General features: G+C 61.5%; 10 protein-coding genes and 1 pseudogene. 3 read left to right on the forward strand and 8 right to left on the reverse strand.

What is annotated here, in order from left to right; genetic code table 11:
* Window positions 1-75 precede the first annotated feature (75 nt).
* The 6 genes and pseudogenes from GH657_RS14675 to hpnN form a co-directional block, all read right to left on the reverse strand.
* A complete protein-coding gene (locus GH657_RS14675; protein ID WP_153101799.1) occupies window positions 76-942 on the reverse strand; it encodes a hypothetical protein in 867 nt (288 codons plus the stop codon).
* A gap of 287 nt (window positions 943-1229) precedes the next feature.
* The gene (gene egtD, locus GH657_RS14680) at window positions 1230-2213 is read right to left on the reverse strand and encodes an L-histidine N(alpha)-methyltransferase (protein WP_153102358.1); all 984 of its coding nucleotides are present in this window, start codon (window positions 2211-2213) and stop codon (window positions 1230-1232) included.
* A gap of 118 nt (window positions 2214-2331) precedes the next feature.
* Window positions 2332-3621, reverse strand: a complete 1290-nt coding sequence (egtB, locus tag GH657_RS14685; RefSeq protein ID WP_153101800.1) for an ergothioneine biosynthesis protein EgtB — start codon at window positions 3619-3621, stop codon at window positions 2332-2334.
* Between the two features lie 241 nt (window positions 3622-3862).
* On the reverse strand, window positions 3863-4501 hold the full coding sequence (locus tag GH657_RS14690; RefSeq protein ID WP_153101801.1) for a thiamine phosphate synthase: 639 nt from the start codon (window positions 4499-4501) through the stop codon (window positions 3863-3865).
* A 26-nt stretch (window positions 4502-4527) separates the two neighbouring features.
* A pseudogene (locus tag GH657_RS14695) lies at window positions 4528-5286 on the reverse strand (MlaA family lipoprotein); the annotation flags it as partial.
* Between the two features lie 11 nt (window positions 5287-5297).
* A complete protein-coding gene (hpnN, locus tag GH657_RS14700) occupies window positions 5298-7910 on the reverse strand; it encodes a hopanoid transporter HpnN (RefSeq protein ID WP_153101802.1) in 2613 nt (870 codons plus the stop codon).
* Between the two features lie 189 nt (window positions 7911-8099).
* Here hpnN and GH657_RS14705 point away from each other — a divergent pair, with 189 nt between their 5' ends.
* From GH657_RS14705 to GH657_RS14715, 3 genes are all read left to right on the forward strand, one after another.
* Window positions 8100-8714, forward strand: a complete 615-nt coding sequence (locus GH657_RS14705) for an MlaC/ttg2D family ABC transporter substrate-binding protein (RefSeq protein WP_153101803.1) — start codon at window positions 8100-8102, stop codon at window positions 8712-8714.
* Window positions 8715-8824: 110 nt separating this feature from the next.
* Entirely contained in the window at window positions 8825-10918 is a 2094-nt protein-coding gene (locus GH657_RS14710) for a carbon starvation CstA family protein (protein ID WP_153101804.1), read from the forward strand.
* 85 nt (window positions 10919-11003) lie between these two features.
* Window positions 11004-11210 (forward strand): YbdD/YjiX family protein, encoded by a 207-nt coding sequence (locus tag GH657_RS14715; RefSeq protein WP_153101805.1) that lies wholly within the window; start codon window positions 11004-11006, stop codon window positions 11208-11210.
* A 211-nt stretch (window positions 11211-11421) separates the two neighbouring features.
* On the opposite strand, the gene hpnH is transcribed toward GH657_RS14715, so the two are convergent.
* Both hpnH and ispH read right to left on the reverse strand, forming a co-directional pair.
* Window positions 11422-12603, reverse strand: a complete 1182-nt coding sequence (hpnH, locus tag GH657_RS14720; protein ID WP_153101806.1) for an adenosyl-hopene transferase HpnH — start codon at window positions 12601-12603, stop codon at window positions 11422-11424.
* 10 nt (window positions 12604-12613) lie between these two features.
* A complete protein-coding gene (ispH, locus tag GH657_RS14725) occupies window positions 12614-13558 on the reverse strand; it encodes a 4-hydroxy-3-methylbut-2-enyl diphosphate reductase (RefSeq protein ID WP_153101807.1) in 945 nt (314 codons plus the stop codon).
* Between the last annotated feature and the right edge of the window lie 363 nt (window positions 13559-13921).

Consider the following 13921-nt stretch of genomic DNA (forward strand, 5'->3'; position numbering starts at 1 on the left):
TAACAATGATTCACGCCGTAATGACGTGAATCGGTGTGAATCTCTACAATCCGTTATGTGTTATTGGCCCAGGTTTTAATCGAAGGATGAAGGATACTGGCCGGGATTGCTTCGTATTTCACGGGCATAGTTTTCCAGAATTTGTATATCTATGTCGTTTCTGCCATTGACTACGGTCAAAATTTCTTCTGGATATAGCTCGATTGCGATTTTCTCGGAGTTCGTCAGCCTCATTCGCCGTTCTTCGGCTATGGATTTTATGATCTCGACTTTTGAGTTGACGGAACTTCTTGTTGCCGGCTCCATCTTTTCAGTATCGAATGGGGCTGTATTTTTTAAAAATAATGCATTTTCCGGATGATCTGGCTTGGGCGATGGATTATCGTATTTTTTGACCAGTTTGATTGTTTTTAATAATAATTTATCATTTAATATGTAACCGGTGTCCGTGGCTTTGACAAGAAAGGAGGATATTTCGTAAATGTCTTCTAATAAAGACGGGGCTAAATCGAGTCTGGATTCTGTGATAAAACGCTCGATCATCGTTCTTGCTATTTCCTCATTCGCGGAGGGTTCTGTTTTTTGGGAAATTGGTGAGCTTTCCAGATGAGCTGATTCGGGAAGTTTGATGCCGCATGCCTCGAAAATAAATTTTAAACCAGTCTCATTTAATTCATCCTGGGTTTCTATTTCTTTAAGATTGTATGCGAGCGCGACAGCTAAAGTTAATTGATCGGTAGTCAGATTGATTTTATGGTTTTCGGCATAGCTTTGGAGCTGTGCTGTTATGATTTGATTATGAAATAACAGGTCGTCGTGTTCGCTGCGGGTATTCGTTGCCACTTCATGTTTTATTTCTGGTTGTAATCTGCTGGTGTATTCGTCCAGGTTTTCATAGTTGATGCAAAGTATAGGGCTGGTTTTCTTTATTGGGTTCGTCAAGGGTTAACTTGCCAAGTGGTGATGTGAGGTTCTGGATATTTTCAGAAAAATCATTTTTCGTGATGGGTGAAGGTGTTTTGTGATTAATTGGGGTGTTGACATGGCAACAAATAAAATCCATTGAATAATTGGCTGAAAATATTTTTCGGGGACGCAGCTTATGGATAAACAGATGAATGTGTCGTTAGCCTGTTGTTAAAGCCGATTGTTTGGTAACAATCGGGCGCAAACGGTTCAGGTTCAGGTTCAGTTGCGGCCAATCATCGCGGCATGTCTGCATCTCGCCTTCAGGCCTCCGGTGCAACCAGCCAATGCACGCTAAATAACCGTGCTTCATCGGTCCAGACCGGCCCAGGTTGAAACCCGGCTGTCGCCGCCATGGCCTGAAACCCTTGCACCGTGAATTTGCACGAGTTTTCCGTATGCAGCGTGTCGCCTTCCGCGAAGGCAAACGTATGGCCCGCTATCTCCACCGTTTGCGCACAGCAACTGAGCAGATGCATTTCCACCCGTCGCAGCAGCGGTTGATAAAACGCGTAATGCGCGAATTGCGTGAGGTCGAAGTTCGCGCCGAGTTCGTCGTTGATGCGCTGCAGCAGGTTCAGATTGAATTGCGCGGTGACGCCCTCGGCATCGTTATAAGCCGCATGCAAAATGGCGGGCGCTTTCACCAGATCGACCCCCACCAGCAGCCCGCCGCCATTGAGCCAGGTTGCCGCGTGGCGCAGGAACGCATGCGCCTCGATGGGGCTGAAGTTGCCAATCGTCGAGCCCGGAAAAAACCCCACGCGCCGACCGTTTTGTCCGTTTTTGCTCCACACGGGCGGTAGCGTGAGCGGCGCCATGTAGTCGGCGGCGACGGGCTCGACTTCCAGCCCAGGATAATCGGCGCGCAGTTGCTGGGCCGCGGCGGTGAGATGGGCCGTGGAGATATCGACCGGCAAGTAGCGGCGCGGCGCGCTGCCGGAGGCAAAGGCATCGAGCAGCAGCCGGACCTTGGTCATCGAGCCCGCGCCGAATTCGACGAGTTCCACATCCGGCCCGACCTGGGCGATTTGCTCGGCCATCGCCGCGCCATGCTGAGCCAGGATGCCGAGTTCGGTGCGCGTCGGATAGTACTCAGGCAAGGCACAGATGCGATCGAACAGCGCCGAACCGCGCGCATCGTAGAAGTACTTCGGTGCAATGTGGCGCGGCGTGGCTGCGAGCCCCGCGAGAACCTCGGCGGCGAAGGCGCCGTCAGGGGCAAACGCGGCATCCGGCTGCGACATTCGCCCTGGCGCTGAGGTTCCCGTCCCAGCAGGCGTCGTCGCATCTTCAACGCCGACCGTGGTCGCAGCCAGCGTTTTCACGGAAACCGCAGCGGGTGCGCTGTGTTGCAACAGCCCATCAGAGATTTTTGGCAAGGCGGACTCCTGAGAATTGCCAGCGCGTGGGCGGCGGGAAGAAATTGCGGTAGCTGGGACGCGTATGTCCGGCGGGCGTGGCGAGGCTGCCGCCGCGCAGCACACGCTGCCCGACCATGAACTTGCCGTTGTATTCCGCGGCGGCCCCGGGCAGCGGCACGAAGCCCGGGTAGGGCTCATAGGAAGAGCGGGTCCATTGCCATACCTGGCCTGTCAATTGGCGCAGGCCGGGCAAAGACGCGGCGGCTTCCCATTCGAACTCGGTGGGCAGCCGTGCTCCGGCCCATTCGGCGTAGGCGGCGGCTTCGTAAAAACTGATCTGCGCCACCGGCGCGCCAGCGTCGAGCGGCGCGACTCCGTGCACGCCGAAAACATGCCAGCCTGATGCCGTTGCATGAGAGGCTGCGTGGGCCAAGGCCAGCCGGGGGTCATCCGCTTCGAGCCAGTAAGCGGGCGCGCGCCAGCGTTGCGCCTGGACGGTGGCCCAGCCGTCCGAGAGCCAGAATTCGGGGCGTTGATAGCCGCCCTCCGCGATAAATTCGGCGTATTCCCCGCACGTCACCAGCCGGTCGGCGAGGGCAAAGGGTTGCAGCAGCACGGGATGGCGTGGCGTTTCGTTATCGAAGGCAAAGCCCGCGCTGTCATGACCGATCTCGACGATGCCGCCAGGATGGCGGAGCCACTCCGGGGCCTGGGCGTGAGTGTGGCCCGCTTGGGCGCTGGGCGTGGACAGTGCCCCAAGCCGCTCTCCGGGGTGTTCCCGATAGGCGGGCAGCAGCGGATTGCACCAGAACGCATGAAGAATGTCGGTCACGAGCAATTCCTGATGCTGCTCTTCGTGGGCCAGGCCGAGCCGCAGAATCGGCTCGATGGCCATGAGGCAGGTTGGGCTGGCGCTTTCCAGCAACGCCTCGAGCGCCTGGTCGACGTGCTGCCGGTACGTGCGGATTGCCTCAAGCGAAGGACGCGACAGCAGCCCGCGTTGGGCGCGGGTATGACGGGGCCCGAGCGCTTCGTAATAGGAATTGAACAGGTACGGGAAGGCCGGATTGAACGGCGTATAGCCCGGTGCATGGAGGCCCAGCAAGAGGGTTTCGAAGAACCAGGTGGTGTGCGCCAGATGCCATTTGGTCGGGCTGGCATCGGGCATCGACTGGAGGCATTGATCTTCAGCGGAGAGCGGGGCGGCAAGCGCGACGCTGTGGCTGCGCACCGTGCGCAAGCGCTGAAGCAATATGGTGGGGTCAGGCGGGTGGGGCTCTGCGTAGCGCATTAGGCTGGCTCATTAGGCTGGCGTGTCAGGCCGGTGATGAAACAGGCGGTAATGGAGCGTGGAGCGTGGAGCGAACGAGCTTGCTGCGATTGCGTGTGATTGCGTGTGATGACGCGTGACTGGGTGCGGCTGGGTGCGGCTGGGTGCGACTGAGTGCGATTGGGTACGACCAGGCCATTCTACCCTTGAGCGGGCTCAGGCCAAGTCATCGCGGTGCGTCATACGTGACTGCACCACGGGTTCACCACAGCCCGCGAATCGCGGCAATGCCGTGCGCGCCCTGCGCGCGAGCCCACGCAAGATGCTCAGGCGTCATGCCGCCGAGAGCGAACACGGGCACGTTGGCGCGTGCCGCCATGGCGGCAAAGGCTTCCCAGCCGAGCGGCGGCGTGTCGGGATGGCTGGCGGTTGCCAGCACCGGAGACAGCGTGACGAAGGTGGCACCGAGCCGCTCTGCCTGGGCGAGTTCGGCGGACGTATGGCAGGCCGCGCTTAGCCAGCACGTGGCGGGCACTGGCCGCGTGCGGCAGGCCATCAGATGCGCGCTGCTGAGATGAAGACCCGCCGCGCCGCTGCTCTCCATGACTGTGCCTGTGCATGAAAGCGCAGGCCCGTTCAGGATCAGATGGGCCTGATGCTGGCGGCACAATGACGCGCTGGCTTCGGCGAGGCGCGTGTAAGCGTGGGGCTCAAGGGTTTTGGCGCGCAACTGGACGAGCCGGATGCCGCGCGCCAGCGCAGCGGCCAGGCGCTCCAGGAACGGTTCGAACAGCGCCTCAGGTAACGTTTCAGGCTGCCCGTCCCGAGTACCCGCGCCAACGGGATCAGGCTCCGGTTCTGGCGTGATGAGGTAGCGCGTGGGCAGCCACAGCAAGGACATGACGCTTATTGCCGGGGAGGCGCCTTGCCCAGCGCGGGCTCCGCTGCCCCTGCCCCCGTTGCATGATCGTCGTCGGGATCGCCGTAATCGGGCAGCGGCATCGGCGCGGTGGTCGCACCCGCGAGGCGGGCGCGCCGCTGCTGGGTGAAGGCATCGCGGACAAACGAATATTTATCGAGCGCCGCCTGGTTCAACAGTTCCGACGCACCGAGCAAATCCGAGCGCACGCTGACGAACTGCGTCGCGTAGAGCGGATAACGCACGATGGGTTCGGCGTAATTCAGCGGATTGAAGCGCACATCCACCACGAGGCCCATGCTGTCGCGCAGCGAGCTGGGCCCGAACACCGGCAGCACCAGATACGGCCCCGAGGGCACGCCCCAGCGCCCCAGCGTCAGGCCAAAATCCTGGCGATGCTTCGGCAGCCCGGCGGGCGTGGCGAAGTCGAGCAGCCCGCCCAGGCCGAAGGTCGAATTGACGGCGACGCGCATGAGGTCTTCGGTGGCATCGGTGATTTTCAGTTGCAGCAGGTTATTGGCGGCGGTGGTCAGATCGCCCAGATTCGCAAAGAAATTGCTGACAGCGGTGCGCAGCGGCTGTGGCGTCACGGTCTGATAGCCCTTGGCGAGGGGCACGGCGACGGTCTGGTCCAGCGCATCGTTGAACTTGAATACCGCCCGGTTCATCGGCTCCAGCGGATCGCCTGGCTTGCGCTCCGGCCCCGTCGCGCAACCGCTGGCGAGGCCTGCGAGCAAGACGGCTGCGACGATGTTGTAAAACTTCATGAAAACTTCTCCTACGAATGTTTGGCGGCGCGCAGCGCACGCGGCTTACCCATTAACACGGGCTGAAAAACGACCGCGCCAATCAGCGTGCACAGCAGCGAGAGTGCCAGCAAGCGGCCCATGCTCGAGGTGCCCGGATGATGCGACAGCCATAGGCTACCGAACGCGGTTGCGGTGGTGGCAGCGCTATACAGCACGGCATGGGTCAGGCTCGATTGCAGCAGACCGGTGTGGCCATTGCGCCAGGCCATGACGAAATAGATCTTGAAGGCCACGCCCACGCCCAGCATCAGCGGCAGCGCAATGATATTGGCGAAGTTCAGCGGCATGCCGAACACCACGCACAACTCCAGCGTCACCACAGCCGATACCAGCAGCGGCACGAGCGTGCGCAGCACGTCGCCGATGCGCCGCAGCGTGAGCCACAGCAGGAGGGTGATGGCGATCACCGCCCAGCAGGCGGCCTGCACGAACGCCTTGATGATCGTATCGGCCGAATGCAGGATCGAAATCGGCCCGCCAATTGCCGCGGGTTCGGCGGCCTTGACCGCATTGGCGAAGCGGCGCAGGGCCGCATCGTCGTTCGGATCGGCGCCGGGCCACACCTTCGGCGAGATATCGACCAGCGCCTGGCCGTCGCGGGAGAGCCAGTCGTGCACGATTTCGGGCGGCAAGGTCTCGCGGCTCACCACGCCAGGCTGCAACAGCAGCGTGAGTTGTCCGAGCGCGAGCCTGAGCGTCGCGCCGAGCGCGTGTTCCGCCCGCTCGCGGGTGGCGGCATCGGCGGCGGCGAGCTTGTCCAGCGTGGCCGACAAATGCGCCGCCGATGCCGCACCGGGGCCCGGATGATCTTCCGCGGCGAGCGCGAGCTGGTTGGCGGCGCGCTTGAGCGCGGCGATGCGGACCGCGTCACGGGCAGCGGGCGCGGCGGGCTGGTTCAACGCGGGCAGCAACGATTGCGCGGCGGCGGCGATCAGGGCGCGCTTTTGCGTCTGATCGGCGGGGATGAAGCTCGACAGCGTGGTGGTACGGCCCACTTCCGGCAAGGCGGCGAGGTGCGCGGCGATGCGGTTGGCTTCGACCAGCGAGGGCGCTAGTACATGCACATTGTTGAGCGGTGCGAGCGGCGAATCGTTGAGCGCGAGCAAGGTCGCCATGGATTCGCTATGCGGGTCTTTCAGGTGCAGCGGGTTGAAATCGAAACGCAGATGCGCGAGCAGCGGCAGCGCGCCGAGTACCAGCGCCAGCGTGATGAACAGCACCGGTTTGCGCTGCCGCTCAAGAAACGCATCGACAGGTGCGAGGCATTTGAAGCCCGGCACGGCGGCTTCGCCGGGCGGGTTGAAGACGCGGATCAGCGCGGGTAGCAGCGTCATGTTGCAGAGATACGCGACGAACATCCCCACGCCCGCGATCTGGCCCAGTTCCGCCACGCCGCGATAGGCCGTGGGCATGAAAGAGAAGAAGCTTTCCGCGACCGCCACCGCCGCGAGCGTCAACGGCGCGCCGATGTGGGCGGCGGTGTGGGCCAGCGCGGCAGCCAGGCGAGGATCACGGTGCCGTTCCTCGCGGTACTTGACGCCGAACTGCACGCCAAAATCGACCCCCAACCCGACGAACAGCACCATGAAGGCAACGGAAATCATGTTGAGCGCGCCGACCATCATGAGCCCCAGCGCGGCGGTAATGGCCAGGCCCACGAAGAGCGTGATGAACACCGCGACGATCAGGCGGCCCGAGCGCAGCGCCAGCCACAGGATCAGCAGCACCGCGGCGAAAGTGGCGATGCCATTGACCAGCGCGCCTTCCTGGACCGAGGCGAATTCTTCGTCCGCGAGCGGCTGCTCGCCCGTGAGGCGGATTTGCGCCCCGTATTGACCCTTGAGATCGAGCGAGGCGGCGGCTGCGCGAATCGCGCGGGAGGCTTGCGCCCCCGCTTCGAGCGCGCCGTAATCGACCACCGGCTGCACCGCGATAAATGCGCGGGCGGGCGTGCGGGCCGCCTCAGGATCGACCAGGGCGCGCCACGAGAACGCCGCGGGCTGGTCCGCGAGTACCTGATCCAGGGTCTGGGCGCTGCGTGAGAGCAGCCGGTCCATGTCCGCGAGTTTCACCTGACCCATCTGCAACGGCAGCATCAAGCTGGTGCTCAGCACGCCAGCGAGCCCGGTGAGGCTCGGGTCTTTGGCCAGCAGATTGAGCAGAGGCCGCGCCTGGGTGAGTTTGGCCGTGGTGCTTTCGACCTCGCTCAGCGAGGCGAACAGCAAGCCATTGCGCTCGAAAAAGGCGCCGCCTGCCGGCTGCGTGACCGCGACGAATTCGCCGGGCTCTTTTTGCAACGCGGTCGTGAGCGTGTTGGCGGCAGCGTCGGCCAGCTCTGGCACGGGCGCTTCGACCACCACCAGCAGCGACTGTCCCCGCTGCGGAAAGGCGCGGCTCGTGGCCTCGTCCAGCGCCGACCATTGCGGATCGGTGTCGATGAGACGGCTGATATCCGTATTGATCTTGAAGTGATGGGCGACGTACACGCTACTGGCAACCGCCAGCACGAGCGACAGCGCGATCACGCGTGCGGGATGGCGCACCGATCCGGCGACGAGCCGGACTATGGAGGACTTCAGCATGGCGGCAAATGGGATGGGGTTCGATCGAAGGCTGGGCGAGACAGGAGCGCAAGAGTATATAGACAGCGGCCCGGCCCTGGGGCGAGACAGGCCGCGCAGGAGCGACGGGAGTGGAAAGTCGTTATACACTGCGGCACCAGAACGGCCTGCAGAGGGGCCGGCGCCTTTCCCTTTCTTTCTGATATGTCCATGAAACGTTATTTCCTCGCTTTCCTCGCTTTTCTGGCTGCGCTTGTGCTGAGCGCTCCGGTCTTCGCCCAGGGCACGCCCGAGGCCGTGGTGAAACAGGCGGTCGAAGGTACCGTGAGTGCCATGAAGGCCGACCGCGAAGCACGCGGCGGCGACATGGCGAAAATCACCCATCTCGTCGAAACCCGTTTTGTCCCTTTCACGAACTTCCAGCGCACCACGCGTATCGCGGTGGGCCGCGCCTGGAATACCGCCACGCCGGAGCAGCAGCAAAAACTCTACGAGCAGTTCCAGTTGCTGCTGGTGCGGACCTATGCGGCGTCGCTGTCGCAATTGCGTGACCAGGACGTGCGCTTCCGCTTTGCCCCGGTTAGCGCAGCGGCTGATGCCAAAGACGCCGTCGTGAATACGCACGTGTTGAGCAATGGCGGTGACGATGCCATTGATTACCGTCTGGAAAAAACCGCGGCGGGCTGGAAGATTTACGACATCAACATGATGGGGGCGTGGCTGATCCAGGTGTATCAGACGCAGTTTGCCGACCAGTTGGCCAAGGGCGGTATCGATGGGCTGTTGCAGTATCTGGTGCGGCACAACGCACGGAGTGCCGGTTAAAAAAAGAAGTGGGAGATAACAAGTGACTCAGCAAAATTAGCAAAAACCCATGCAACACGACTGCAGCCCCGCGATGGGCTGGCAGGTCGATTAACCAATAGGGGATTTTCATGAACCGGATTTCCAGCTATCTGCTCTGGATCGTGGTCGCGCTGGTAGGCGCGTTCGCCTTTGGCACGATCGCGCTGGCGCACGGCGAGCGCATCAGCGCGTTATGGATCGTGATTGCCGCCGTGTGCGTCTATCTGATTGCATACCGCTTTTACAGCCTGTTTATCGCCAGCAAGGTGGTGCAGCTCGATCCCCGGCGCATGACGCCTGCGGTCAAATACAACGACGGGCTCGATTACGTGCCCACCAACAAGTACGTGCTGTTCGGCCATCATTTCGCCGCGATTGCCGGGGCCGGTCCGCTGGTCGGGCCGGTGCTGGCCGCGCAGATGGGCTATCTGCCCGGCATGCTGTGGATTCTCGCGGGGGTGGTGTTCGCCGGCGCGGTGCAGGATTTCATGGTGCTGTTTATCTCGACGCGCCGCGATGGCCGCTCGCTGGGCGACCTGATCAAGATGGAACTGGGCCTCGTGCCGGGCGTGATCGCGCTCTTCGGCGCCTTTCTCATCATGGTCATCATCCTCGCGGTGCTGGCGCTGATCGTCGTCAAGGCGCTAACGCATTCGCCGTGGGGCACCTTCACCGTTGCCGCGACCATCCCGATTGCGCTCTTCATGGGGCTGTATATGCGCTACATCCGGCCTGGCCGGATTGGCGAAATCTCGATCGTCGGCTTCGTGCTGCTGATGATCTCGATCGCGTATGGCCAGCATGTGCATGACACCCCGGCGCTGGCCGCATGGTTCGATTTCAGCGGGACGCAGCTCACCTGGATTCTGATCGGCTATGGCTTTGTCGCCTCGGTGCTGCCCGTGTGGCTGCTGCTCGCGCCGCGCGATTACCTCTCGACCTTCCTCAAGATCGGCACCATCCTCGGCTTGGCCATCGGCATTCTGATCGTCGCGCCGGAACTGAAGATGCCCGCCTTCACGAAGTTCATCGACGGCTCCGGCCCCGTGTGGTCGGGCAACCTGTTCCCGTTCCTCTTCATCACTATCGCCTGCGGCGCGGTGTCGGGCTTTCACGCGCTGATCTCGTCGGGCACGACGCCCAAGCTGCTGGATAACGAAATCAACGCGCGCTTCATCGGCTATGGCGCGATGCTGATGGAATCGTTCGTGGCGATCATGGCGCTGGTGGCCGCCGCCGTGATCGAGCCGGGCATTTACTTTGCGATGAATGCGCCCGCCGCCGTGCTGGGCACCACTCCCGAAGCCGTGGCGCAAACGGTGACGCAATGGGGCTTCATGCTGACGCCCGACATGCTGACGCAAACCGCCAAGGCGGTCGGCGAAAGCACCATCATCGCGCGGGCCGGCGGCGCGCCGACGCTGGCGGTTGGCATGGCCCAGATCCTGCATCAGGTGATTGGCGGGCCCGGGATGATGGCCTTCTGGTATCACTTTGCGATCCTGTTCGAGGCGCTCTTCATCCTGACTGCCGTCGATGCGGGCACGCGCGCGGGCCGCTTCATGCTGCAAGACTTGCTGGGCACCTTCCATCCGGCGCTCAAGCGTACTGAGTCGTTCGCGGCCAACCTGATTGCCACCGGGCTGTGCGTGGCCGCGTGGGGTTACTTCCTGTATCAGGGCGTGGTTGATCCGCTGGGCGGCATCAATACGCTGTGGCCGCTGTTCGGCATCTCGAACCAGATGCTCGCGGGGATCGCGCTGGTGCTGGGTACGGTGGTGCTGTTCAAGATGAAACGCGAGCGCTATGCGTGGGTCACGCTGGTGCCAACCGTCTGGCTGCTGGTCTGTACCTTGACCGCAGGCTGGCAAAAACTGTTCGATGCCAGCCCGCGCGTGAGTTTTCTCGCGCATGCGGCCAAGCTGCGTGAGGCGCTGGATGCCGGCAAGGTGATGGCGCCCGCCAAATCCGCCGCTGAAATGCAGCGCGTGCTGTTCAACGATTACGTCAATGCAAGCCTCTGCGCGCTGTTTATTCTCGTGGTGGTGAGCATCGTGGTGTATGGCGTGATGGCCGTGCTGCGGGCGCGACGCGTCGATCATCCGACCGTATGCGAAACGCCGTTCGAAGCGATGCCCGCCGGTCGGCAAGCGGGTGGCGCGGGTGGTGCGGGTGGTGCTTAAGTCCGGCCAGGACTAAAACGAACGCCGCCCGCCCTCGGTGTCATCGAGGGCGGGCGGCGGGTTTATCTGGGAAACGGAGGTCCGAATGTTTTCTGATCTGCGAGACGATGTCCGCACCGCAGGGCGTTACCTGGGGCAGGCGATGCGCTTGATGGTCGGCATCCCCGACTACGACACCTACGTGGCGCATATGCAGGCCACGCATCCGGAGCGTGACGTGATGACTTACGACGAATTTTTCCGCGAAAGGCAGAACGCCCGGTATCGCTCGGGGGCGGGGAAGTGCTGTTGAGGTGAAACGCAAATGCGGCGCGAGAGGGCGTGATCGCGCCGCACGTTGATGAAGTTTTATGGATTAAATAACACGCGTTAATTATTTCAACTGGTTTTCAGCAAAAACGGATGTATTTAAAAAAAGAGCCGCTTTTCAGGCGGCTCTTTTGCATCAAGATTGTGCAACTCACAGGCATGAAAGTGGACCGGCAAAGCGGCCCACTCATCCCTTAATGCGCCACGGCGGCTTCGGCCTGCATTTTCTTGTCCTTCTCTTTGCCCTTACCCTTGGCCGGCGTGCTGCGCCCGATCTCCTCAAGCTTGATCTCGACATGGCGCGAGAACACGTATTCAGCCGGGCGCTGCTTGTCGAGCGGAATATCCTCGCTGAACGCGCCGGTGGTTTTCGGGCCACGCAAGCTGACCTTGAGCGCTTTCAGCGGATGCGCGACGGTATCCATCACGGCGGTGGCCTCAAAGCCGCAATGCACCATGCAGTCCGCGCATTTCTCGTAGTTCCCCGTGCCGTAGGCGTCCCAATCGGTCGTATCCATCAGTTCGCGGAAGGTTTTGACATAGCCTTCGCCCACCAGATAACAGGGCTTTTGCCAGCCAAACACCGTGCGCGCCGGGTTGCCCCAGGGCGTGCAGGCGTAGGTCTGATTGCCCGCGAGGAAATCGAGAAACATCGCCGACTGGCTAAACGACCAGTTCTTGCCGTTGTTGCCACGTTTGAAAATTTCGCGGAACAGATGCTTGGTTTTTTCGCGGTTCAGAAAATGCTGCTGATCGGGCGCGCGCTCATAGGCGTAGCCGGGCGATACGGTAATGCCGTCCACGCCCATCGGGCCGAGCGTATCGAAGAAGGCCGCCACGCGCTCGGGTTTGGCATCGTTGAACAGTGTGCAGTTGATATTGACGCGGAAGCCCCGGCGTTTGGCTTCGCGGATGGCGGCCACGGCCTTGTCATACACGCCGTCTTGCGACACCGCGTGATCGTGGGCTTCACGGTCGCCATCGAGGTGCACCGACCAGACGAAATACGGATTGGGTTCGTAATCGTCCATTTTCTTTTCCATCAGCAGCGCGTTCGTGCACAAATAGACGAACTTCTTGCGCGCGATGATGCCGCGTACGATCTGCGGCATTTCCTTGTGCAACAGCGGCTCGCCACCGGCAATCGAGACCACGGGCGCGCCGCATTCGTCGACCGCGCCGAGGCATTCTTCAAGCGACAGGCGCTGGTTCAGGATCGGGTCGGGATAGTCGATCTTGCCGCAGCCGTTGCAGGCCAGATTGCAGCGAAACAGCGGCTCCAGCATCAGGGCTAGCGGGTAGCGCCGGTTGCGGGCCAGATGCTGACGCATGATGTAAGCGCCAACCCGGAATTTCTGTAAGAGCGGAATAGACAAAACGTCCTCCTTAAACTTCGCGCGCGGCGAGCGGTTGCGTCAGCTTCGACGGCAATTTGAATTCGACTTTTTCTTCACGGCCCGCCATTGTCGTGAGTTCGACGGGCCCTAATGCACGCAGCGCATCAATGACGTGCTCGACCATTTCTTCGGGCGCCGAGGCCCCGGCGGTCACGCCGACCGTGCGCGCCGTGCTAAACCATTCGGCCTGAACCTCGGAGCCATCGGCCACCAGATAGCTTGGCACGCCGCTCTCGCTGCCGATCTCGCGCAGACGGTTGGAATTCGAGCTATTGGTGGCGCCGACCACCAGCAACACATCGACCTGCTTGCTGAGCTCGCGCACGGCGGCCTGGCGGTTTTGCGTGGCGTAGCAGATATCGCGCGTATCGGGGCCGACGAGATTGGTGAAACGGCGTTGCAGCGCGTCAATGATGTCGCGCGTGTCATCTACCGAGAGCGTGGTTTGTGTCACATAGGCGAGCGGGGTGTCGACGGCCAGATCGAGGCGGGCGATGTCGGCTTCGCTTTGCACCAGCAGCACGGGCCCAGGAATTTGTCCGATCGTGCCTTCGACTTCCGGATGCCCGGCGTGGCCGATGAGAATCAGCGTGCGCCCCGCTGCGACGTATTGCCGTCCCTGCACATGGACTTTGGTGACCAGCGGACAGGTGGCATCCAGCACATCGAGCTCGCGCGCGGCGGCGGCCTGCTCAACGCTTTGGGCAACGCCGTGCGCGCTGAAAATAGCCACCGCGCCTGCGGGAACCGCATCCAGCTCTTCAACAAAACACGCGCCTTTTTGGCGCAAGTTATCGACCACATGGCGGTTATGCACGATTTCGTGGCGTACATAAACCGGCGCGCCATGTTGTTGCAAGGCGCGCTCGACGATTTCGATGGCACGGACAACACCCGCGCAAAAGCCACGGGGTTGGGCAAGAATGACTTGCATAGACAAACGAACTCCGGCTGATGCGGGGTTGAATAAATCTGAAGAAAGGCGGGAGCAGAACTCGCTGGAATGGGTGTGGCGCGTTGCTGTCGGGCGCTCCGCTTTCGCTGTTTTTGTGCCTGAACCGCCCGTGCTGAAGCGGATTGGGGCTCCTGAAACGCAACCCTCCAGTACGAACGCGGCGCAAATCAGACGCGCATTCTAACGCTATCGCCCGCCCTTTGCTGTAATGCGTATGACACAAACAGGTTCAGGCATGTGGCGCATGTTGCGCGAAAGACGACGCCGCTTGCATGAGTACAAGCCCGAGATCGTGCGGAACCCGTAGACTACAAGGTTGCGGCGCAGTAGTAGCCTTGCATT

This window comes from Paraburkholderia hayleyella, assembly GCF_009455685.1.
Classification (GTDB): domain Bacteria; phylum Pseudomonadota; class Gammaproteobacteria; order Burkholderiales; family Burkholderiaceae; genus Paraburkholderia; species Paraburkholderia hayleyella.